The sequence below is a fragment of the Paenibacillus sabinae T27 genome (assembly GCF_000612505.1).
Taxonomy (GTDB): Bacteria; Bacillota; Bacilli; order Paenibacillales; family Paenibacillaceae; genus Paenibacillus_AQ; species Paenibacillus_AQ sabinae.
The window spans coordinates 3,158,891-3,181,865 of record NZ_CP004078.1 but is presented as its reverse complement, the minus strand read 5'-3'; the positions used below and the strand labels follow the sequence as shown (position 1 = coordinate 3,181,865).

General features: G+C 53.6%; 20 protein-coding genes. All 20 read left to right on the top strand.

The features are described 5' to 3' along the window. Window positions 1-70 precede the first annotated feature (70 nt). The 20 genes from rpsO to PSAB_RS14475 all read left to right on the top strand — a co-directional run bounded on the left by rpsO (window position 71) and on the right by PSAB_RS14475 (window position 22,942). Window positions 71-340, top strand: coding sequence for a 30S ribosomal protein S15 (gene rpsO, locus PSAB_RS14570; protein WP_025335318.1), 270 nt, complete (start codon window positions 71-73; stop codon window positions 338-340). Window positions 341-723: 383 nt separating this feature from the next. Continuing rightward, the gene (gene pnp, locus PSAB_RS14565) at window positions 724-2,820 is read left to right on the top strand and encodes a polyribonucleotide nucleotidyltransferase (protein WP_038595920.1); all 2,097 of its coding nucleotides are present in this window, start codon (window positions 724-726) and stop codon (window positions 2,818-2,820) included. A 370-nt stretch (window positions 2,821-3,190) separates the two neighbouring features. Then, entirely contained in the window at window positions 3,191-4,174 is a 984-nt protein-coding gene (locus PSAB_RS14560; protein WP_038595917.1) for a polysaccharide deacetylase family protein, read from the top strand. 81 nt (window positions 4,175-4,255) lie between these two features. Beyond that, complete coding sequence (locus PSAB_RS14555; protein ID WP_025335316.1) at window positions 4,256-5,539, top strand: M16 family metallopeptidase; 1,284 nt, start codon at window positions 4,256-4,258, stop codon at window positions 5,537-5,539. Beyond that, window positions 5,493-5,945, top strand: a complete 453-nt coding sequence (dut, locus tag PSAB_RS14550; RefSeq protein WP_038595914.1) for a dUTP diphosphatase — start codon at window positions 5,493-5,495, stop codon at window positions 5,943-5,945. Before PSAB_RS14555 ends, dut begins: the two co-directional genes overlap by 47 nt. Before the next feature lie 183 nt (window positions 5,946-6,128). After that, window positions 6,129-7,025, top strand: coding sequence for a dipicolinate synthase subunit DpsA (dpsA, locus tag PSAB_RS14545; protein WP_025335314.1), 897 nt, complete (start codon window positions 6,129-6,131; stop codon window positions 7,023-7,025). Further along, on the top strand, window positions 7,025-7,621 hold the full coding sequence (locus PSAB_RS14540; RefSeq protein ID WP_025335313.1) for a dipicolinate synthase subunit B: 597 nt from the start codon (window positions 7,025-7,027) through the stop codon (window positions 7,619-7,621). The genes dpsA and PSAB_RS14540 overlap by 1 nt, the downstream gene beginning before the upstream one ends. 195 nt (window positions 7,622-7,816) lie before the next feature. After that, the gene (gene dapG / locus PSAB_RS14535; protein ID WP_025335312.1) at window positions 7,817-9,037 is read left to right on the top strand and encodes an aspartate kinase; all 1,221 of its coding nucleotides are present in this window, start codon (window positions 7,817-7,819) and stop codon (window positions 9,035-9,037) included. A gap of 14 nt (window positions 9,038-9,051) precedes the next feature. Further along, window positions 9,052-9,927 (top strand): 4-hydroxy-tetrahydrodipicolinate synthase, encoded by an 876-nt coding sequence (gene dapA / locus PSAB_RS14530; RefSeq protein WP_025335311.1) that lies wholly within the window; start codon window positions 9,052-9,054, stop codon window positions 9,925-9,927. A gap of 519 nt (window positions 9,928-10,446) precedes the next feature. Beyond that, window positions 10,447-12,126 carry a ribonuclease J gene (locus tag PSAB_RS14525; RefSeq protein WP_025335310.1) on the top strand — a complete coding sequence of 560 codons (1,680 nt, stop codon included), beginning with the start codon at window positions 10,447-10,449 and terminating at the stop codon, window positions 12,124-12,126. Between the two features lie 224 nt (window positions 12,127-12,350). Then, window positions 12,351-13,124 carry a ClpP family protease gene (locus PSAB_RS14520; protein ID WP_025335309.1) on the top strand — a complete coding sequence of 258 codons (774 nt, stop codon included), beginning with the start codon at window positions 12,351-12,353 and terminating at the stop codon, window positions 13,122-13,124. After that, the gene (locus PSAB_RS14515; RefSeq protein ID WP_025335308.1) at window positions 13,121-13,342 is read left to right on the top strand and encodes a YlzJ-like family protein; all 222 of its coding nucleotides are present in this window, start codon (window positions 13,121-13,123) and stop codon (window positions 13,340-13,342) included. Before PSAB_RS14520 ends, PSAB_RS14515 begins: the two co-directional genes overlap by 4 nt. Window positions 13,343-13,440: 98 nt before the next feature. Then, on the top strand, window positions 13,441-16,089 hold the full coding sequence (locus PSAB_RS14510) for a DNA translocase FtsK (RefSeq protein WP_025335307.1): 2,649 nt from the start codon (window positions 13,441-13,443) through the stop codon (window positions 16,087-16,089). A 173-nt stretch (window positions 16,090-16,262) separates the two neighbouring features. Beyond that, on the top strand, window positions 16,263-17,099 hold the full coding sequence (gene sleB / locus PSAB_RS14505; RefSeq protein ID WP_025335306.1) for a spore cortex-lytic enzyme: 837 nt from the start codon (window positions 16,263-16,265) through the stop codon (window positions 17,097-17,099). 171 nt (window positions 17,100-17,270) lie between these two features. Then, the gene (gene yfmF / locus PSAB_RS14500; RefSeq protein WP_025335305.1) at window positions 17,271-18,554 is read left to right on the top strand and encodes an EF-P 5-aminopentanol modification-associated protein YfmF; all 1,284 of its coding nucleotides are present in this window, start codon (window positions 17,271-17,273) and stop codon (window positions 18,552-18,554) included. Next, the gene (yfmH, locus tag PSAB_RS14495; protein WP_025335304.1) at window positions 18,554-19,834 is read left to right on the top strand and encodes an EF-P 5-aminopentanol modification-associated protein YfmH; all 1,281 of its coding nucleotides are present in this window, start codon (window positions 18,554-18,556) and stop codon (window positions 19,832-19,834) included. Before yfmF ends, yfmH begins: the two co-directional genes overlap by 1 nt. Next, on the top strand, window positions 19,834-20,601 hold the full coding sequence (gene ymfI / locus PSAB_RS14490; protein ID WP_025335303.1) for an elongation factor P 5-aminopentanone reductase: 768 nt from the start codon (window positions 19,834-19,836) through the stop codon (window positions 20,599-20,601). Before yfmH ends, ymfI begins: the two co-directional genes overlap by 1 nt. 91 nt (window positions 20,602-20,692) lie before the next feature. Beyond that, window positions 20,693-20,956, top strand: coding sequence for a DUF3243 domain-containing protein (locus PSAB_RS14485; protein WP_025335302.1), 264 nt, complete (start codon window positions 20,693-20,695; stop codon window positions 20,954-20,956). A 179-nt stretch (window positions 20,957-21,135) separates the two neighbouring features. Then, window positions 21,136-21,903 (top strand): DUF3388 domain-containing protein, encoded by a 768-nt coding sequence (locus tag PSAB_RS14480; RefSeq protein ID WP_025335301.1) that lies wholly within the window; start codon window positions 21,136-21,138, stop codon window positions 21,901-21,903. A 25-nt stretch (window positions 21,904-21,928) separates the two neighbouring features. Further along, window positions 21,929-22,942 carry a helix-turn-helix domain-containing protein gene (locus PSAB_RS14475; RefSeq protein ID WP_025335300.1) on the top strand — a complete coding sequence of 338 codons (1,014 nt, stop codon included), beginning with the start codon at window positions 21,929-21,931 and terminating at the stop codon, window positions 22,940-22,942. Window positions 22,943-22,975 lie beyond the last annotated feature (33 nt).

The following is a 22,975-nucleotide window of genomic DNA, read 5'->3' as shown; positions in this document are numbered from 1 at the left end:
TGGCTTGGTCATTCGATTGTCACCGACGGTGACGAGGCCACTGGCGATTATTATGAAGGAGGTGAACAGGATGGCATTGACTCAAGAACGCAAGCAACAACTGATCGACGAGCACAAAACTCATGAATCCGATACCGGATCTCCAGAGGTGCAAATTGCTATCCTCACGGAGAATATCGTTAATCTGACCGACCACTTGCGTACGCACAAGAAGGATCATCATTCCCGCCGCGGATTGCTGAAGATGGTAGGTCAACGCCGTAAACTGCTCGCGTATTTGAAGAACAAAGACGTGCAGCGTTACAGTGCTTTGATCGAGAAACTGGGATTGCGTCGTTAATAATTCATAAGTTTACCCTTAAAGCAGCCTGGTTGTTTACCGTATGTGCTTCCAAGAAGCGTCAACGGGACAGCTGGGTTGCTTTTTGAAAATTAGGGAAAAATTTAGCAGCCAACCGGACCCTGTACATATAACCGACGGCTTTTTTTCCCAAGAGAACGGCCAAGCCGGTACTTGATTCACATTAAATTGAAGATATAGAGGTCCCCGCAAAGAACCTGAGCCAACTCAAAATCCCAGGTCTTCACTTTGTGGGGTTATCTTGTATTGCATAGAGAACGCGCGTATAGCCCCATCATAGGATACGCCGTTTTATTTTGAGTAGATCAGATTGAACCTGCAATAAGGTTGAGCGGGTCTGCTGCCATCCAAGGAGGGACTTTATGTCAAAACATGTAGAAATGCAGCTCGGGGGCAGAACCCTGGTGCTGGAAACAGGCCGCCTCGCCAAGCAGGCGAACGCAGCCGTTATGGTCCGCTACGGTGATACGTCGGTGCTCTGTACGGTGACGGCTTCAAGCGAGCCGAAGGATTTGGACTTTTTTCCGCTCACCGTAAACTATGAGGAACGTTTGTACGCGGTCGGTAAAATTCCAGGAGGCTTCATAAAGCGCGAAGGCAGACCGAGCGAAAAAGCGATTTTGTCCAGCCGTCTGACCGACCGTCCGATTCGTCCGCTGTTCCCGGAAGGCTTCCGTAATGACGTGCAGGTGCTGAACCTCGTAATGAGCGTCGATCAGGATTGCTCGCCAGAAATCGCAGCTATGATCGGAACGTCGGCGGCGCTGAGCATTTCCGATGTGCCGTTCAACGGTCCAATTGGCGGTGTCGTTGTCGGCCGAATTAATGGCCAGTTTGTCGTTAACCCGACGATCGCCCAACAGGAAGAGAGCGACATCTATCTCGTCGTGGCCGGTACGAAAGACGCCATCATGATGGTGGAAGCGGAAGCGAATGAAGTGCCGGAAGAAGTTATGCTGGAAGCGATCATGTTCGGGCATGAAGAGATCCGCGCCATTGTAGCGAAGATTGAAGAACTGGTGCAGATTGCCGGCAAGGAAAAAATGACCGTGAAGCTGCACGCCGTTAACGTGGATGTGAATACCGAAGTACGCGCTTATGCGCAGGAGCGGCTGGTTGAAGCGGTTAAGATTGCCGAGAAGCATGCCCGCCAGGATGCGATCGACGCAGTCAATAACGATACGGTGGAACACTTCACGGAAAAATATATCGAAACGCCGGAGCTGATTGGCGACGTGAAGGAAGTGCTGCACGATATCGTCAAGGAAGAAGTCCGTCGTCTGATTACGCACGACAAGGTTCGTCCGGATGGCCGGAAGCTGAACGAGATTCGTCCGATTGACTGCGATACGTCGCTGCTTCCGCGCACGCACGGCTCGGGACTGTTCACACGCGGCCAGACGCAGGCTCTCAGCGTATGTACGCTCGGCGCGCTCGGCGATGTGCAGATTCTCGACGGCATCGATTTGACCGAAACGAAACGGTTCATGCACCACTATAACTTCCCGCCGTTCAGCGTAGGGGAAGCCCGTCCGCTTAGAGCGCCGGGACGCCGTGAAATCGGTCATGGAGCGCTTGGTGAACGCGCATTGTCCAAGGTAATTCCTAGCGAAACTGAATTCCCGTACACGATCCGCCTCGTATCCGAGGTGCTGGAATCGAACGGTTCGACTTCCCAGGCGAGCATTTGCGCAAGTACCCTGGCGATGATGGATGCGGGCGTTCCGATTAAAGCCCCGGTTGCCGGTGTGGCAATGGGTCTGATTAAAGACGGCGAGCATGTATCCATCCTGACTGACATTCAGGGCATGGAAGACCATCTCGGCGATATGGACTTCAAAGTGGCCGGTACTGCTGAAGGCGTAACTGCCATTCAAATGGATATCAAGATCGACGGCATCGACCGCAAAATCCTGGAGGAAGCGCTTGAACAGGCTAAAGAAGGCCGGCTGTTTATTTTGAGCAAAATGATGGAGGCTATTTCCAAACCGAGAGAGAGCCTTTCCCCTTATGCGCCGAAGATTATCATCATGCAGATCAATCCGGACAAAATCCGCGATGTTATCGGCGCAGGCGGCAAAATCATCAACAAGATCATCGAAGAGACCGGCGTGAAGATCGACATCGAGCAGGACGGCCGCGTATTCATCGCTTCTTCGAATGAAGAGATGATCAAGAAAGCGCGTTCCATCATCGAAGGCATCGTGCGCGAGGTTGAAGTCGGCGAAATTTATGTCGGCACCGTCAAGCGGATTGAGAAATTCGGAGCTTTCGTGGAAATTTTGCCGGGCAAGGATGGTTTGGTGCATATTTCGCAGCTGTCGACTGACCGAGTAGGCAAAGTAGAAGACGTGGTTGCCATCGGTGATACCATCACCGTTAAAGTGACCGAAATCGACCAGCAGGGCCGCGTTAACCTGTCGCGCAAGGCCGTTTTGACCGCGGAAGCCAAAGCGTAAAAGGCCGAGATCCTGACACGTACCGATTCTTATGGATACAAATTTGAAAAGAGGCAGAAGCTTGAATTCTGGCTCTTTTTTTGAGCTGTAACTCCACAGATGTGGAGTTATTTTGAAATATAAGACTTTATAAGCTCGCGCCTATCGTTCGGTCTTATATTTCTACGAGAAACGGATGCCCTCCTCCCGCGAGGATGGCGCAGCCGTTTCTTCTTGCTTAGAGCGGTTTTCTTTCTCATACGCTTGCTCCAAGTGCCAAGGTCATCGCATTCCCTGAGGAGCCCGAAGGCATATTGCAGCGACTTGTCTCATAGGCTGGGACAAAGCGCTGTAAATAGGAATGAGGAGAAGCGCATAGGAGGAAGCCGTGATGAGACTGGAAAAAGCGGCGGTCGTGCTGGCCTGCATGGCTGTAGTGATCGGAATCGGCAGCAGCGCCGGGCCGGTAAAAAATATGCTTCAGCAGCTGCGCACCTCCGGAGGCATGGCCGTTCTGAAGCCGATCGGAGAGCAGCATAGCGAGCTGAGAAGCGTCATTGAAGCGAAAGCGGCCGAAATCAGCAGCCCGCCGGTAGACGCAAGAGTAGACCGGGTATGGAAGGCGATTCCCGGTTATAACGGGCTTAAGGTCGACGTGGAAGCGACTTACAAGGGAGCGCTGCTCCTCCCGGCTGGCAGTGAGATCAAGTATATTTACAGACAGACCCCGCCTGCCGTCTCGCTGGACGATCTCGGAGCGCAGCCCATCTACCGGGGCAATCCCGCCAAGCCGATGGTCTCACTCATGATCAACGTCGCTTGGGGGAACGAATTTATTGTGCCGATGCTGAACATTTTGGACGAGGAGCATGTGAAGGCGACATTTTTCCTGGACGGCAGCTGGCTGAGCAAGAACCGCGAGCTTGCGGTGGAGATTCAAAAGCGCGGACATGAGATCGAGAACCACGCCTATTCGCATCCGAATATGAGCACACTTAGCCGGGCCAGAGCGTTGATGGAGATCGACAAAACCAAGAAGCTGCTGAAATCAAGTCTTGGGGTCGATAACCGCTGGTTTGCGCCGCCGTCGGGAGATTTTGACCAAGAGACCGTGAAGATCGCCCGTGAGCTCGGGCTGAAGACGGTGCTGTGGACGGTGGATACGGTCGACTGGCGCAATCCTTCACCAGAGTCGGTCGTTGCCAAAATTACCGCAAAGGCGGAACCGGGCACGCTCGTGCTTATGCACCCCACGTCCTCGTCGTCGAGAGCGCTGCGCGGAATGATCCGCGGCATCAAAGCTAAAGGTCTGGTACTCGGAACCGTCAGCCAGACGCTGTCGCCGGAACGCGTGCTGCCAAGCAGTGTTGAGTGAAGCTCCCGTTTCTGATAGGATATAAGTCGCCCAGTTAAATCGGAAGGCAAACGAAAGGCTATGGGCAGGAGGACTTTTTACGTGGAGAAAATGGTATTATCAAACGGGTTGCGGGTAGTCATGGAGAAAATCCCGACAGGCCGGTCTGTTTCCTTCGGAATCTGGGTCAAGACTGGCTCCAGGAACGAGACGCCGGAAAACAACGGGATTTCCCATTTTATTGAACATATGCTGTTCAAGGGTACTGACCGGTACGATGCAAAAGCGATCGCGGAGCGGTTCGATTCCATCGGAGGGAATGTCAATGCATTCACCTCGAAAGAATACACCTGTTATTACGCCAAAGTGCTGGATGAGCATCTGCCGATTGCGGTCGATGTGCTGGCCGATATGTTTTTCCGTTCGAAGATGGATGCGGAGGAATTGGCCAAAGAAAAGAACGTCATTCTCGAGGAAATATCGATGTATGAAGATACGCCGGACGATCTCGTGCATGACCTGATGTCGATGGCGGCCTACGGCAGCCACCCGCTCGCCTATTCCATTCTGGGGCTTAAGGAACGGCTGGAAGCCATGACCCCGGATGATCTCAGGGCCTATATGAAGAAACAATATACGGTTGAAAACACGGTGATCAGTATAGCCGGGAATTTCGACGACAGCGTGGGAGATTTGCTGGAACGGTATTTTGGATCGTTCGCCGTTCATGGAGACACAGGCCCGGTGAGCCCACCCGATTTTCATGGGGATTTATTGTTCCGACGCAAAAAAACGGAGCAGAATCACATCTGCCTGTCTCTGCCCGGCTGTGCGAATGATGATCCGCTGCAGTATGCGATGGCCTTGATCAATAACGCCGTCGGCGGCGGGATGAGCTCCCGCCTGTTCCAGGAAATCCGCGAAAAACGAGGACTGGCCTACTCCGTATATTCCTATCACAGCGCGCAAGCGGACAGCGGTTTGTTCACCGTCTATGCCGGAACAGCTCCTAAGCAAACCAAAGACGTTATGGAGCTAACCAAGGAAATGCTCTATGAGCTGGCCGTTAAGGGAATGGACGAAGAGGAGCTCCGGAAAGGCAAGGAGCAGCTCAAGGGCGGTCTAATCCTTAGCCTTGAGAGTACAAGCAGCCGGATGAACCGTCTTGGAAAAAACGAGCTGATGCTTGGCCGGCACGATACGCTCGACGAAGTGATTGCCAGAATTCAAAAAGTCACGCTGGATGATGTAAATCAGGTGCTTGACCGGATGTTCGCCGCGCCGCTTGCGGCCGCGATGGTCGGGTCTTCCGATAAAGTGATTGCCAATGTTAGGAGAGATGATCTTGTCTTACTTCGTACAAATTCTCAAGCTTCCGGGCAATGAGAATGTTAATCTGCCCCGCAAAATGTCCGAGCAGGCCTCGGGCTACGATCTGTTCGCCGCTGTCGAAGGCGATTTGACGCTTGCGCCCGGCGCACGGGCGCTGGTTCCCACGGGAATCGCGCTTGCCATGCCGGACGGTCTGGAGGCGCAGATTCGTCCACGCAGCGGACTGGCGCTGAAGCACGGCATCACCTGCCTGAACACGCCGGGCACGATCGACGCCGATTACCGGGGTGAGATCAAGGTGCTGCTCATCAATCTGGGGCAGGAGCCTTTTACCATCGCCCGCAATGAGCGGATTGCCCAGATGGTCTTCCAGGCTGTTCCGTCTGTAACGATGGTGGAAGTGGAAGAGCTGACAGACACCGAGCGGGGAGCCGGTGGCTTCGGCCATACTGGCAAATAAATACATCACTTGCTTCAAGCTGGAGAGCTTGCGTTCTCGTCCGATTGTACGGACGGCGCAGGCTCTTTTTTCATAAATAGCACCCCAATCATCAGCCTGTGGAGGTTGCTTTCACCCATCCGCTTCTGCCCGCATAAGATGCTCTATAGTCGACAGTGTAATGTTGAAAGGAGCGTCATCCCTATGCTGACTGGCGTCAGGATCGTGTTCCTGGGCGGGGACGCAAGACAAATTGAAGTGATTCGAAAATGTGTGGAAATGGATGCGACGGTGAGCGCTGCCGGCTTTGATAAATGGGATTCCCCCTGCGAAGGGGTCAGTCTTGGGGGGATGTCCGCCGAGCTTCTGGACGGTGCGGACATTCTGGTGCTGCCAACCGTCGGCTGCGACGACGAAGGCCATATCAGCGCGAAGTACACGGAGGAGCCGCTGCAGCTTCTCACGGAGCATATCGAAGCGCTGCCCTCGCACTGCACCGTTTATACGGGCATGGCCAAGGAATATTTGAAGAGGCTGTGCGCGCAGCGCGGACTTGAGCTGGTAGAGCTGCTGGACCGCGATGACGTTGCCATTTACAACTCGATTCCTACGGCCGAAGGCGCGCTCGTGATGGCCATTCAGAATACCGATTTCACCATTCACGGCTCCAAAGCGATGGTGCTCGGAATGGGCAGAACCGGGTTTACGATGGCCAAGAGTCTTCAAGGTCTTGGAGCAAATGTTACGATGGGCGTCCGGAAGCAGGATCATTATGCCCGGGCGGAGGTTATGGGCTGGAGTCCGTTTATGACGGATCAGCTGCTGGAGCATGTCAAGGACGTCGATTATATCTTCAATACGATACCGAGCCTGATCCTCACCGCCAAGGTGATCTCACACATGCCCCGGCATACCTGTATTGTCGATTTGGCGTCTGCGCCCGGAGGAGTGGACTTTCGTTACGCGGAAAAACGGGGCATCAAAGCGATGCTGGCGCCTGGGCTTCCTGGAATCGTCGCCCCCAAAAGCGCGGGCATGATTATGGCGGGCGCGCTGCTGCAGTCGATTTCGGAACGGATTTTGGTGAAGGGGGATAAATAATGAACTGGAAAGGAATTACGGTAGGCTATGCGATTACCGGTTCCCACTGCACCTTTGCGGAGGTGATGCCTCAGATCAAGCGTTTTGTCGAAGGCGGGGCAAATGTCGTGCCGATCGTATCAGCGTCGGTTCTTGGCACGGACACCCGGTTCGGCACTTCGGAAAATTGGCTAAAACAGTTGAAAGAAATAACGGGGAATGATATCATTTCTACAATTGTTGAAGCGGAACCGCTGGGTCCATCGAAGCGGCTGGATGTGCTGACGATTGCACCCTGCACAGGCAATACCACAAGCAAGCTGGCCAACGCGATGACCGACGGACCGGTCCTGATGGCGGCTAAATCTCAAATGCGCAACGGCCGGCCTCTCGTTCTCGCTATATCGACCAATGACGGCCTCGGTCTGAACGCGGCGAATATTGCAAAGCTCCTGGTAACCAAGAATATTTATTTCGTTCCCTTCGGACAGGATAACCCTGTGCAGAAGCCGAATTCGTTGGTTGCCCGGATGGAACTCATCCCCGAAGCCTGCTATGCGGCGCTTCAAGGCTCCCAGCTGCAGCCGATGATTATCGAACGGTTTCATTCAGCATAAGCTTATAGACGCAGCAGAAAAACGACAACAATTGTATGAAGCTTCGGAACATGAATAGGTTAAACCGCTGCCGTCCTCCGCTTGAGGGCGGTACAATCGTGTTTATTCCTTTATTTTTGAACGAAGTACCGGCAGCGCCCGGGATTCTTCTTGAATAATAGTGCAGCCTGTCGTTAACTAATGGAGGAATTAGGAATGGGCATTTTGATACAAAAGTTCGGCGGCACCTCGCTCTCCACTCCGCAGGCCAGAGAACATGTCATTCGCCATGTCAAACGGGAGCTTGAACACGGATATAGCCTGGTGATCGTAGTCTCGGCCATGGGCCGCAAAGGAGAGCCATATGCGACGGATACGCTGCTGGACTGGGTCTCCCAGAATGGCGACGCTCTCCCCGATCGCGAAAAGGATTTACTGCTGTGCTGCGGTGAAATCATTTCGGCAACCACCCTTTGCAGCTTGCTGGAAGGAGAGGGCATTCCTTCGACCGTCCTTACTGGAGCCCAGGCCGGTTTCCTGACAGACAACGGCTACGGCAACGCCCGGATTCTGGATGTCCGGCCCGAACGGATCTTGCGTGAGCTGCGCGCCCAGAAGGTAGTCATTGTCACCGGCTTTCAGGGCCAGACGGAAGATGGGGATTTCACGACGCTGGGGCGGGGTGGGAGCGATACTTCGGCTACGGCGCTCGGTGCGGCATTGCGGGCGGATATGGTCGACATCTATACTGATGTCAACGGCATTCTGACTGCCGATCCCCGGATCGTTGAGGATGCGAAACCACTGACCTATGTCAGCTATACCGAAATTTGCAACATGGCTTATCAGGGTGCCAAGGTTATTCACCCCCGGGCTGTTGAAATCGCCATGCAGGCGCAGATTCCGGTTCGCGTCCGCTCCACTTTCTCGGACAATGAAGGGACGCTCGTCACGCATCCGGAAGGCTTTCAGGACGTGCAGGCCGGAATCGTCGACCGTTACGTAACCGGTATCGCCTATGTGAGCAACATAACGCAGATTTCGGTGGACTGCCCGGATGGCAATGGAACCGGAGTCCAACTGCAAATATTCAAGAGTATGGCTGATGCCGGCATCAGCGTAGACTTTATTAATGTTACGCCAACCAGCGCCGTTTATACCGTGTTCGACAGTCATTCAGAGAAAGCGATCGCGGCGCTTCAAGAAATCGGACTTCGTCCGAAAAGCCTTTCCGGCTGCGTCAAGGTATCCGTAATCGGTGGCGGTATTAACGGCGTTCCGGGGATCATGGCCCGTATCGTGGAGGCCCTCAGCGTGCACAACATCCAAATCCTGCAATCCGCTGACTCCAACACGACGATCTGGGTACTGGTCAAGAAGGAAGATATGGTGCAATCGCTTCGCGCGCTGCATTCCAAGTTTGAATTACACCGTTAACAGGAGGAATTCAGGTGGATTTTGGAAGACTAATAACAGCTATGGTAACTCCTTACGACAAGGAGGGGGAGATCGACTGGGACGCCGCATCGCGTTTGGTCGACTACCTGATAGAAGAGCAGAAGTCGGAGGGGCTCGTCGTCTGTGGAACAACGGGAGAATCGCCTACACTGAGCGATGAAGAGAAGCTGCAAATGTTTTCCTTTGTCTTGGAAAAAGCTGCAGGGCGCTGTAAGGTTATTGCCGGAACAGGCTCCTATAACACAAAGCACACGATCGAGCTCACGCAAAAAGCGGAGAAAATCGGCGTCGACGGCGCGCTTTTGGTCGTTCCTTACTATAACAAGCCGAATCAGGAGGGGCTGTACCGCCATTTCTCGGCGATTGCGGCAGAGACCAGCCTTCCGCTTATTTTGTACAATGTTCCGAGCCGAACGGGAATCTGTATGAGCGCAGATACGACGATCAGGCTCTCGAAAATCCCGAATATTGTAGCGACGAAGGAGTGTGCGTCGCTGGATCATGTCGCCTTGATCGCGGCCGGATGTCCGGATGATTTCCTTGTCTACTCCGGAGACGATTCTTCGGCGCTTCCGGCTTTGGCTGTTGGCGGACACGGAATTATCAGCGTGGCAAGCCATCTCGAAGGGGCAAGAATGGCCGAGATGATTTCAGCTTACCTTTCAGGGGACGTGCAGCACGCCGGAAAGGTTCATCGTGAGCTGTTCCCGATTTTTAAAGGATTGTTTGAATGTCCGCAGCCGCTGCCGAATCCGTCCGCCGTCAAATACGCGCTGGAGCTTCGTGGAATCAACGTCGGCTCGGTCCGCCTGCCTTTGACCCCCCCGAACGAGGCGGAAGCGGAATTTATCAGAAAGTTGGTATTGTAGAAATTGAATCAACCCGTTCGGCTGGAGTGAACCGGTTCTCGTAATGAGGGCCGGTTTTTTGTATGTTTTTTTGGACAGTCTGAAATAATGCCCCGCTTTAGCGGAAACAATACGGGTATCTAATTCCCGCGACTTGTCTTTTGACAAAAATATCATGTATAATGTTGTTAAGTGACTGGGTGCGGTTAAAATTGAATATGCGGCAATTTCTTCCGTCATGTCTAACACTAAAGGTCTGTCCGAAACCAAAGGATTATTTTTCCAGACCTGGACGTGCTTTGTCGATAAAGGCGCTGTGAGGGTCGCGGCTGAATGCTTGACGGCATAGGTTCGATTACAGAAATGTGCCGACCGCGGGCGGAAGCTCTTATTAGGCTTTTATTTTTTGCGCCTTTACGCCCTTTTTCTTCTTTACGGGGGATTTTTTGCTTTTGGTTTACGTTCAATGCCGCTAATGAATTGAAGTTCTTGATTCAAATAACATATGACGTCCAACATTAATAGGAGGGTTAGATTCATTTGTCCAAAAAAAACAACAATGATAAACTGATGATTTTCGCATTGGGCGGAGTCGGGGAAATCGGGAAGAACATGTACGTGGTACAATACGGCAGCGACATTGTCGTCGTGGACTCGGGACTGAAGTTCCCTGAAGAGGATATGCTCGGTATTGATATCGTTATTCCGGATATTTCCTATTTGACGGAGAATCGCGACAAGGTAAGAGGCATTGTGCTTACGCACGGCCACGAGGACCATATCGGCGGATTGCCTTATGTCCTCAAGCATTTGAACGTTCCGGTGTACGGAACGAAGCTGACGCTCGGTCTGGTGGAGAACAAGCTGAAGGAAGCGAACCTGCTCGGCGAAACGAAGCGCATTCTGATCAACGAAGATTCGGAGATCAAGCTAGGCAGCTCGCTGGTCGTAACTTTCTTCAGAACGAATCACAGCATTCCCGATTCTGTCGGCGTGTGTGTAGAGACTCCGGAAGGCAACGTGGTTCATACGGGCGACTTCAAGTTTGACCATACCCCAGTCAATGGTCAATTTGCGAATTTGCACCGGATGGCCGAAATCGGACAGCGGGGAGTGCTTGCGCTCTTGTCCGACAGCACCAACGCCGAGAAACCGGGCTTTACTCCATCGGAGAAAAATGTCGGGATTGTGCTCGAAGATATTTTCCGCAAAGCCGAACAGCGCGTAGTGGTGGCGACATTCGCCTCCAACGTGCACCGTATTCAACAGGTCGTCAATGCTGCAGAGCAGACCGGCCGCAAAATTACCGTAATCGGCCGAAGCATGGTTAACGTTGTATCGATCGCTTCCGAGCTTGGCTACCTGAACATGCCCGACGGCATGCTGATCGAACCGGAAGAAATGAACCGGATGGCGGCCAACCGGGTTGTCGTGCTCTGCACGGGCAGCCAAGGCGAACCGATGTCGGCGCTCACCCGCATGGCGCGCTCCAGCCACCGCAAAGTGGACATTCTGCCCGGCGACACCGTTATCATCGCGGCAACTCCGGTCCCTGGCAATGAGAAGTATATCGGCCGCACAATTGACGAACTGTTCCGCCTGGGAGCGGACGTTATTTACAGCGGTTCGAATTCCGGCGTGCACGTATCGGGACACGGCAGCCAGGAAGAGCTGAAGCTGATGCTCAACCTGATGAAGCCGAAATTCTTCATTCCGATTCACGGCGAATACCGCATGCAACGCAGACACGCTCTGCTGGCGCAGTCCGTTGGCGTTGACCCGGACAACATCTTCATCACGGAGCTTGGCGAAGTGGTTGAGATTCAAGGCGGCCAGGCCCGCAAAGCCGGCAAGGTCACTTCCGGCAATGTGCTGATCGACGGCCTGGGTGTCGGCGATGTAGGCAATATCGTTCTTCGCGATCGCAAGCTGCTGTCGCAGGACGGCATTCTCGTTGTCGTCGTCACGCTGAGCAAGCAGAACGGCGCCATCGTCTCGGGACCTGACATCATTTCGCGCGGCTTCGTGTATGTTCGCGAATCGGAAGGTCTGCTTGACGAAGCCAACCGGATTGTCTCCAGCACCCTGCAGCGCCTGATGAGCGAGAAGGTCAATGAATGGGCTTCGCTCAAGACAAGCGTCAAGGATGCACTTGGACGTTTCCTGTATGAGCAAACCCGCCGCAGACCGATGATCCTGCCGATCATCATGGAAGTCTAAGTTTATTTTCCATTTAAGCTGAACTCGATAAAGCCCCTCTTTCACCGGAAATATTGGACGGTTTCCGGCAGAGAGGGGCTTTTTCGTATTTATGCGGCAGCGGCTCCAGGCTTTCATGAGAGACTGCATAATGGCGGGGGCCGTTTAGTCATACTAACCGGGAGATTCATTACCATAAGCCTGCCAAAGAGCTAAGAGAGCAGGCGAAAAAGGGAGCGCTGAGCATGGAGAGCTTTGAACCTGTCAAGATAACAAACTTTAACGAAGAGCAGGCTCCTGCGGGAGAGGAGCCGGGCCACGAACAGACCCAGCAGGCTGCGGGTACGGTCGGCATGGTGAAAGAGTTCGGACAAACGGCTGCTCCGGTGGTCGAGCCGGAAATTTTTTGCATAACGATTATCGGACAGATTGAAGGGCATATCGTCATGCCCCCTCACAACAAAACAACCAAATATGAACACATTATCCCTCAATTGGTCGCTGCCGAGCAGAGCAAGACGGTTAAGGGTGTGCTTATTATTTTGAATACGGTGGGCGGAGATGTGGAAGCGGGGCTCGCCATTGCCGAAATGATCGCGTCTCTGTCGAAGCCGACCGTAACGGTTGTCGTCGGAGGAGGCCACAGCATCGGTGTGCCCATCGCCGTTTCGTCCAGCTATTCGATCATAGCGGAAAGCGCAACGATGACGATCCATCCGATTCGGATGAACGGCCTTGTGATCGGTGTGCCGCAGACATTTGAGTACATGGAGAAAATGCAGGAGCGCGTTGTCCGGTTCGTAACGTCCCATTCCCGGATATCCGTCGATTGCTTCAAGGATTTGATGTTCAAGACAGGCGAGCTTAACCGGGACATCGGAACGGCGGTCGGGGGCAGCGATGCCGTTAAGTTCGGCCTGATGGACGAAGTGGGCGGAATTGGAACCGCCATGGCGAAATTAAACGAGCTGATCGCGCTTAAAGGCGCGCCTGCTGATACGGGAGGGTTGACCCAATGATCTTGTACTCCGTTATATCCGCGGATCAGGTATGGGAAGGGGCAATACAGGCGCCTCCTTCCATGCTTGAAGTCACTGTACAGGGCATTCTAATGCAGGTGGAACCGCTGAGCGAAGGAAGAGCCCGAATCGTAAGACTGCTGAACTGTCCGCTTGGCCGCTATCTGGAACCCGGTCTTGCGCCGGGTCAAATCATTTCATTTCCGTCCGGGGGCTGAGGATAATCGTTCGTAGAAAGAGCCGCATTTTCCGACAAAAGAGAACATAGGTACGCCACGCCATTATATGGTATAATACTGTTTCGGAGGTGACTGGCGTGGCGAAACGGAAAAGACGGAAAAAAAAGAAGGCGCTGCTGGGCAGCGTTTTAAAATATGAAATCTACGGCATTCTCCTGATTACCTTCTCGGTTATTGCATTATCCGGCGAGGCGGCAGTAGGACGCTCGTTATCGAGTTTGGCCGGTTACCTGCTTGGCCGGTTCTATTTCGTTTTGCCTCTAGTCGGCATTTATTACGGATTAATGGTGATGATTTACCGGAAGTGGCCTTCGAACTGGAACAGCCGACACAGCGGCGTACTGCTGCTGGTGCTTTCGATGTGCCTGATGAGCAGCATCTCCGCCATGGAGCAGAAGCTTGGACCGCTGTCCATGCTCGATCCCGGCAATGTGCTGTCCCAGACCCGGAAGGATCTCGCCGGCGCTTTGTTACCCTCCGCAAACGGTACCAGCGTATACATGCTGGGCAAAGATATCAGCGGCGGTTATGTCGGCGGTCTGGAATTCGCATTTTTGCTGTGGCTGTTCGGAACGCTTGGTGCCAAGCTGCTCATGATCGTCATGCTGGCGATCAGCTTTATGCTGGTGACGAACCTCTCCTACATCGAGCTGTTCGGCTTGCTTAGAAACCGGGCCGTCAAGCTTGCTGAGGGCATCCGCCTCCGCGCTGCAAGCCGCCCGCAGGCGATGCCGGTATCGAACCGGAGCGGAGACAGGGCGAAGCTCCGTTCACAATCCTCACAAGATGACGATGACGAAGATGATGAGGAAGAAACCTCTCTCCCTAATCGAAAGAAGCCGCAATTCTTCGATAAGCTGATCAAACGAAAATCTCCGGGTTCCGGATCGGAAGCTTCTATGGCGACTGACGAAGAACACGGGAAGAAGCCGGATTGGGACAATGTTCCGATTATTTCGGGCGTGAACTCTCGTTCGGATTGGTCCGATTCGGGTGAGGACAACGATTTTGATTTCGACAGTGAAGAGCTGGAGCCTGCAACTCCCATCATTCGCGATTTCTTCGAGCATATCCGCTCGGAAGGCTTAAGCGACGAGGATCGGGAGGAGTGGGGAGAGTTCTCGCCGGCTGCGCGCAGCAGCATGAAGCCGGCCCCCGCCTCCGGTATTACGAGTGAGACGGAGGATGGAGTCCCTGCTGAGAATACCGGCATAGCGCCGACGGAAGCTGCTTCAGGCGGCTTGAACGAGACGGGCGAAGAATTGCCCGTAGTCGAGGCGCCTAAGCCTGTACCGCCGCCTAAGCCGTACAAGCTTCCGCCTTTCCGTCTGCTGTCCAAGCCTAACAACGGGGGCAAAGCCGGGGATCAGAATGATTACATGCAGACGGCCCGCAAGCTGGAGGCTACTCTGGAAAGCTTCGGCGTTCGGGCGAAGGTGCTGGAGGTTGTCCGGGGCCCGGCGGTTACCCGGTACGAGATTCAGCCCGATATCGGCGTGAAGGTCAGCCGGATCGTCAATTTGACCGACGATATCGCTTTGGCGCTGGCCGCCAAGGATATCCGGATGGAAGCGCCGATCCCCGGCAAATCGGCGATCGGCATCGAGGTGCCGAATCCGGAAGTATCGCTGGTTACGATGAGAGAAGTCATGGAAACGCAAATTTTCCAGGAAGCCGACGCCAGGCTGACCATTGCCTTCGGCAGGGATATTTCCGGGCAGACCATCATCGGCAACCTTGCCAAGATGCCCCATTTGCTTGTTGCCGGAGCGACCGGATCGGGCAAATCGGTCTGCATTAACGGCATTATTACAAGCATTCTGTACAAGGCCAAGCCGGACGAGGTCAAATTCTTAATGGTTGACCCCAAGATGGTTGAGCTTAATGTGTACAACGGCATTCCCCATTTAATGGCTCCCGTAGTAACAGACCCGAAACGCGCCAGCCTGGCGCTTAAGAAGATCGTGGTTGAGATGGAGAAACGGTACGAGCTGTTCTCCAAATCCGGGACGCGGAATGTTGAAGGCTATAACCAGCTTATGAAGGATAATCCGGCGGCTGTCCTGCCGTATATCGTCGTTATTGTGGACGAGCTTGCCGACCTGATGATGGTTGCCGCAGGCGATGTGGAGGACGCCATTTGCCGTCTGGCGCAGATGGCACGGGCGGCCGGTATCCATTTGATTATCGCCACTCAGCGCCCTTCGGTAGACGTCATTACCGGCGTCATCAAGGCGAATATTCCTTCGCGGATCGCCTTTGGCGTATCGTCTCAGGTGGATTCGCGGACGATTCTGGACATGGCGGGAGCAGAGAAGCTGCTGGGCCGCGGCGATATGCTCTTTATGCCGATGGGCTCATCGAAGCCGATTCGTGTTCAGGGGGCTTTCATGAGCGATGCCGAGGTGGAAGCGATCGTCCACTACGTCAGCAGCCAAGGAGAAGCGGAGTATGACGAGTCCATCGTCCCTGAAGTGGATGATACGGCGGCGGAAGCTGAGGAGCCGCAGGACGAGCTGTACGAGCAGGCGGTGCAGATCGTGCTGGAGGCCAAGCAGGCGTCGGTATCGCTGCTCCAGCGCCGGATGCGCGTCGGGTACACCCGCGCCGCAAGGCTGATCGACTCAATGGAAGCCAGAGGCGTGATCGGACCATATGAGGGCAGCAAGCCGCGTGAGGTGCTGATTTCGCTGGAGCAGTACCAGCAGAACCGGATCAGTTCATAGTAGCTATGGAGAAGCGTTCCTTTTGATTCCAGAAGGAGCGCTTTTTATTTGACTTGTAGCTTTGGTCCATCCTTTCTTTTCGTTCCTGAAGGTGCATAGGATTCCCTCACGGTCGTCATAATAACGTTAGCCATCCATGCAGAACTTACAAGAGAAAGGTAGAGCGAAGCCAAATGAAGAATCAGAAGCTATGGATCATTGCCGTACTATCCCTTACGCTTGCGTCCGTCCCGCTGATCGAACATTTCTCGGGGGGGAAATCGTCAGCACCACAGCCGCAGAATTCTGCAGCAAGTTCTTCGTCCGATACCGGGGCCTATGACGAGGCGCTGCCCGCTTTTGGCACCACGCCCTTGAAATACGGCGCTTCGGGGCCGGATGTGTACGAGCTGCAGGGGCGATTGAAGCACCTGGGCTATTTTTCGGACAAAATAGATAGTCAATTCGGCTACGATACCTTGAATGCCGTCAAATGGTTTCAGTGGAAGTTCGGAATGAAGGCGGACGGTGTTGTCGGGGCCAAGACGAAGCTCAAGCTTTACAACGCGACCAAGAACTGGCGTCCTACGGAACCTTCCGCCGGAGTAAAAACCGCTAAAACTACAAACAAAGGCAAGGCTAAAGCGGAGCTGGCATCCGGGAATACGATGGGTCTGTCGGAGAATGATCTCAAGATTATGGCGAACGCCGTTTACGGGGAATCCCGGGGCGAGCCGTTTGAAGGCCAGGTGGCCGTCGCAGCCGTCATTTTGAACCGGACGAAATCGCCGAGCTTTCCGAACACGCCTTCCGGCGTAATTTTCCAGCCAGGAGCATTTACCGCTGTTGCCGACGGACAAATTTATCTGACGCCGAATGTGCAGGCGCGCAAAGCGGTTCAGCAGGCGCTGAACGGCTGGGACCCGACGGGCGGCTGTCTGTATTACTTCAATCCGAAGACGGCTACCTCCAAATGGATTTGGACGCGTCCGCAGGTGAAGACGATCGGCGAGCATATATTTTGCATGTAAAATCTGATCTGCTGACCGCCACTGAAACAGGTTCTTTGGCGGCAGTTCCATGGGAGCAATCGGAAGACTTGTCTTCCGGTTGCTTCCTTCGTTTGGAATGGTTTAGAATAAATATTACTTCATAAACTTGGTAAAACAGCTTTTTATCCGAGCCGTAAAGGAGTTTTGGCCTTGACAAATCACGTATTTCAGCATGGCAACGTAGGAGGCATACGCATTCATGTACTGCCGACGAAGACGTTCAAGACCTTTGCGATATCGCTGTATGCCGGCGTTCCGCTCGCCGAGGATACCGTTACCCCAACTGCTCTGATTCCGTTCGTGCTTCGCCGGGGCACGGCATCCTATCCGGAAACTACCCAGTTCCGCGAACGATTGGAGGAGCTTTATGGAGCCGGCTTCGGCTTTGACGTGTATAAGCGTGGAGACTATCAGATCATCCAGTTCCGCATGGACACCATCAATGACTCGTTCGTTCAGAGCAAGGAAAGTCTGCTGGCCGAGTCTTTTGCTTTTTTGGGCGAGGTGCTGACCCGTCCGTTGCTAGAGGGCGGAAGCTTCCGTCCTTCCTATGTGAACACGGAGCGGGAGACCGTTCGCAAGAAGCTGGAGTCCATCGTCAACGACAAAATCCGTTACGCGGCCGAGCGTTGTATCGAGGAAATGTGCCGCGAGGAGCCATACCGCCTGCATCCTCTTGGACAAAGAGCGGACCTTGAGTCCATTACGCCGGATTCGCTGCATCAGTCCTACCGGGCATGGCTGGACGGAGCGATTCTTGATTTATATGTTGTCGGTGACACCAGTCCCGAGGAAGTGCAGAAGCTTGTGGAACGGCACTTCGGGCTTGACAGCCGGTCGGCTTCCCCTTACCAGTCGAATTTTTCACCAAAGAAGGTTACGGAAGTGCGAACGGTGGAAGAGCGGATGGATGTTGGCCAAGGCAAGCTGAACATGGGACTGCGCACATCCATAACCTACGGAGACGACGCTTATGCGCACGCTCTGATGTACAACGGCATTCTGGGCGGCTATCCGCATTCCAAGCTGTTCGTGAACGTCCGGGAAAAAGAAAGTCTCGCTTATTACGCCTCCTCCCGTTATGACGGGCATAAAGGGATCGCCACCATACAGTCGGGCATCGAAATTCAGAACTACAATAAAGCCTTGGACATCATCCGCAAGCAGCTGGATGAAATGAAGCAGGGCAATATCAGCGATCTGGAGCTGAATCAGACCAAAGCGATGATCCGCAACCTGCTTTCGGAAATCCAGGATTCCGCCTTTGAAATGATTGCATTCGACTTTAACCGGGTATTGTCCGGCAAGGAACGTTCCACGGAAGAATTGATGAGCCAAGTGGAAGCATCCGGCGCGGAGGACGTGAAGCGGGCAGCCGGCACCGTAGAGCTCGATACGATTTATTTCCTGACAGGGCAGAAGGAGGAGAGCTAATGGAACAAGTCCATTACGACAGGCTTCAGGAAACGCTGTACCACGAAGTATTGGATAACGGGCTGAAGGTCTATGTTCTGCCGAAACCGGGGTTCAAGAAGACGTACGCCACTTTTGCAACGAAATACGGTTCGGTCGACAATCACTTCCGGGTAGCCGGCGGAGAGGAAACATCGGTCCCGGACGGCATCGCCCACTTTTTGGAGCATAAAATGTTTGAAGAGCCCGAAGGCGATATCTTCGCCACCTTTGCGTCGAACGGAGCTTCGGCGAACGCTTTTACCAGCTTCGAGCAGACGGTCTATTTATTCTCCGCCACGGAAAATATCGAAACGAACATCGAGACTCTGATCGACTTCGTGCAGCGGCCTTATTTCACGGATCAGAATGTGGAGAAGGAAAAAGGCATCATCGGACAGGAAATCAACATGTATGCCGATAACCCCGACTGGCGCGTCTACTTTGGCTTGATCGAAGCGATGTATCAGAAGAATCCGGTTCGGATCGATATCGCCGGCACGGTGGAATCCATCTCGACGATCACCAAAGAAACGCTTTATACGTGCTATAACGCCTTTTATCACCCAAGTAATATGCTGCTATTTATTGTCGGCGGCGTAAACCCGGAGTCGGTCTTTGAACTGGTGCGCCGCAATCAGGAAGGGAAGTCTTATGAACGCCAGGGCGAGATTGAGCGGATTTTTGAGCAAGAGCCGGAGGAAGTCGGTATCAAGCGGCTGGAAAACAAGCTGGCTGTCTCCATGCCCAAATGCCTGTTCGGCTTCAAGGAACGAGAAATCGGCCTGACCGGCAAAGCCGCCGTACGCCGGGATTTGACAACCAAGCTGATGCTCGACCTGCTGCTGGGCAGCAGCACGGCACTGTATCAGAAGCTGTACGACGAAGAGCTGATTTCCGACAGCTTCGGCCACGAGTACAACAGCTCGCCGCAGTACGCCTTCTCCGCGATCGGCGGCGACACGAAGGACCCTGAGCTTTTGCTGAAGCGGGTCAGGGAAGAGATAGAACCCTTGCTTAAGTCAGGCTTCGACGAAAGGGATTTCATCCGCGCCCGCAACAAAAAAATCGGTGGGTATTTGCGCATGCTGAATTCTCCGGAGAGCATCGCCCATGAATTTACGCGTCACCAGTTCCGGGGAGGGGACCTCTTTGCTGTCCTTCCGGAATATGAGTCCATTACTTTGGACGAAGTAAATCAGCGGCTGCGGGAGCATATCGACTGGAATCAGCTCGCGGTTTCTGTCGTGGTGAATCCATAGTGCAAATCGCGGGAGAGAGCGGAAAGCCGCTAGGAGAAACGACGGTGCTGATAACGGGGGGGAGCGGCGGTATCGGCGGCGCCATTGCGGAGCGCTTTGCCTCCGCCAGAATGAAGGTTGTCATTCATTATATGAATTCCCATGAGGCGGCCAATGAAGTAGCGCGGCGCTGCATGAACTTGGGCTCCCAAGTAATGACCGTTGCTGCAGATCTCAGGGACCGGAGCCAGCTGCAGCGTATGGCGGAACGTCTTGCTGCCAGCGGCATGCAGCCCGATATACTGGTGAACAACGCCGGAAAATCGCACTACGGCATGCTGGCCGATCTTACCGAAGAAGACTGGGACGATGTCATGGACATCAACTTAAAGGGAACCTTTCTGTGCAGCCAGATTTTTATGCCTTATATGGTTTCTCAGCGGTTTGGCCGGATCATCAACGTGTCTTCGGTATGGGGCGTTTCAGGCGCATCCTGCGAAGTCGCCTATTCCGCGAGCAAGGGCGGGGTCAATGCGTTTACCAAGGCGCTGGCCAAAGAATTGGCTCCCTCGGGCGTTACGGTGAACGCGGTGGCTCCGGGAGCGGTGCGGACCGCGATGCTGGATAACCTGGCGGAGGACGAGATTCGGATGCTGGAGGATGAAATTCCTGCGGGCCGGTTGGCCGCGCCGGAAGAAATAGCGTCACTTGTCTATTTTTTGGCGCTGCCGGAATCCGGTTATATCAATGGGCAAATCATCAGTCCGAACGGCGGCTGGATTACCTGAAAGTAGCAAGGTTTCGTCGCATAACGAATTTTCTTCAAGGGCATATTAGAACTGTTGCTTTTAAATCTTTAACACTGAAGGAGGATTTAAGATGTCAACAGAATCTACAGTTATCAAAAACTATGATACCTGGAAGAAATTTCTGGGCGAGCGGGTCATCCAGGCCGAAAAGGTGGGCATGAGCGAAGATACGATCGCCAAGCTGGCCTTTGAAATCGGGGAATTCCTTGATAAAAAGGTCGATCCGCAAAACGCCTCGAACCGGGCGATCAAAGAGCTGTGGGATGTCGGCGACGAAAGTCAGCGCCATACCATTGCCTCCCTCATGGTCAAGCTGGCGAAGCAAAACGCATAACCCGGCGGAACAAGCTCCCCTCGAGGGAGCTTTTCTGCAATTGTCCGGCTAATCGTCTTGCCTTTCAATTTCATTTTATATATCATAAACATGACCCGTGAACAGTTGGCTTGTCGAATCATGGTACTTTTTGACGGATAAGGCCCGGGGAGAGGAATTTACATTACGAGGTGTGGAATTTGGAATATAAACAATGGTATATGGAATACAAGATACATAAGAATAGACCCGGTTTACTCGGCGACATCGCCTCGATGCTCGGTATGCTTGAGGTCAACATTCTGACCATCAACGGAGTAGAGGACAAGACTCGAGGCATGCTGCTTGAAACGAATGACGATGAGAAAATCCTGCTTATGGGCGAAATGCTCAAGAAGGTGGAAAATATAACGGTAACCGCGCTGCGTTCTCCGCGTCTGGTAGATAAGCTGGCCGTTCGCCACGGAAGGTACATCGACCGGGATTCGGACGACCGCAAGACGTTTCGCTTTACGCGGGATGAGCTTGGCCTTTTGGTCGATTTTCTGGGAGAGCTCTTTAAACGTGATGGCAATCAGGTGATCGGACTTCGCGGCATGCCGCGCGTCGGCAAGACGGAATCAATTATTGCCGGCAGCGTGTGCGCGATGAAGCGCTGGACGTTTGTCTCCTCGACGATGCTCCGGCAGACCGTTCGCAGCCAGCTTGCCGAGGATGAAATGAATCCGAACAATATTTTTATCATCGACGGCATTGTCAGTACGATCCGGTCCAATGAGAAGCATTACAATCTGCTCAAAGACATTATGACGATGCCGAGCACGAAAGTGATTGAGCACCCGGATATTTTTGTCCGCGAGTCGGAGTATACGTATGACGATTTCGATATTCTGATTGAACTGCGGAATAATCCGAACGAAGAAATTTTGTACGATACGTTCACGGCCAGCTACAGTGACGATTTGTAAATAGAGAGGATTAGGAGGTGATGGCATGTCGGAACTAGGCCGGCAGTTGAAAGAGGCCCGTCTGCAAAAGGGAATGAGTCTGGATGATGTACAGGAAGTAACGAAGATCCGCAAAAAATATTTGGAAGCCATCGAAGCGGGGGACTACAAGGTTCTTCCCGGCAGTTTTTATGTCCGCGCTTTTATCAAGACCTATGCCGAGGCGGTTGGCGTCAATCCCGATGATCTCGTGCAGGAGCCCGGAAGCGTTCCGGTGACCAGGGAAGAGCCTTCCACCATGGAATCGGTGCTTCAGAAACGCAGCCGAAGACCCGAGACCGAGCGGAATGCCAAATGGCTTCCGACGCTATTGATGTGGATTTTTCCGGTACTGATTATAGCGGTTATTTACATGTATGCTTCAAACTGGGGGAAATCGGATAATGAGCAGACCGACGGAAATCCGATTACCGAGAGCACTCAGTCTCCGTCGGCAGCTCAGTCCACAGGACCGGCCCCTGCGAATGGAGGAGGCGCGACTCCGGCCGCTACGGCTAGCCCCGAAGCCGGGGCAAGCGCGGAAGCTGCCGCGTCTCCATCCCCTTCACCGTCGGCGTCACCGTCCGCATCTCCATCTCCATCTGCTTCGCCATCCCCGGGAGACGGAACGGTTGTAATGGACGGGAAGTCAGGCAAGACTACCGTATTCAAGGTGAGCGGCACTAATCCGCAGGTGGTCATTACAGCGACAGGCCAAAGTTGGCTGGAGGTTTATAAAGGCGAAAATTCCAGAGGACAGAAGCTCTCTTTTGGAAGTACGGCTGCAGGAGATACTATGACCTTTACGCTGGATAGTGAAGGTATTTATATTAAATCCGGCTATTCTCCTGCTACGCAGATTACCGTGAATGGGCAGGCGGTAACGGACGGCAAGACCACGTCGCGTATTTTGCTTAAGCTGGATGACGGCTTGGGAACCCCGGCCGAAGGTGCATCGGCGGGCACCTCTACGGACGGACAAACGGCTAACAGCGGGGACACGGCCGCCACAGGCGAATAAGTATCGTATATTCGTATAGACTTTGCTATTTTG